Annotated in this window: 1 protein-coding gene; it reads left to right on the top strand. The window is 70.9% G+C overall.

The genetic code is table 11. The features are described 5' to 3' along the window. Positions 1 to 265: condensation domain-containing protein (locus tag IO24_RS41820; RefSeq protein WP_157851365.1), on the top strand; the 265-nt coding region annotated here is incomplete at both ends.

Below are 265 nucleotides of genomic sequence, written 5' to 3'. Positions count from 1 at the left end.
TGTGGGTGTGCTGCTGCACCGCCTCGGCGCCGGGACGGACATCCCCATCGGCACGCCGGTCGCGGGCCGCGGCGAGGAGGAACTCGACGACCTGGTCGGGTTCTTCGTCAACACCCTCGTCCTGCGCACCGACCTGTCCGGCGACCCGACCTTCGCCGAGCTCCTGGACCGCGTCCGCGAGACCGACCTCAACGCCTACGCTCACCAGGACGTGCCCTTCGAGGGCCTGGTGGAGGCGCTCAACCCGACACGGTCCCTCGCACAC

The sequence above is a fragment of the Streptomyces flavovariabilis genome (assembly GCF_000725785.1).
Classification (GTDB): Bacteria; Actinomycetota; Actinomycetes; order Streptomycetales; family Streptomycetaceae; genus Streptomyces; species Streptomyces hawaiiensis.
This window is presented reverse-complemented; position numbering and strand designations above follow the sequence as displayed.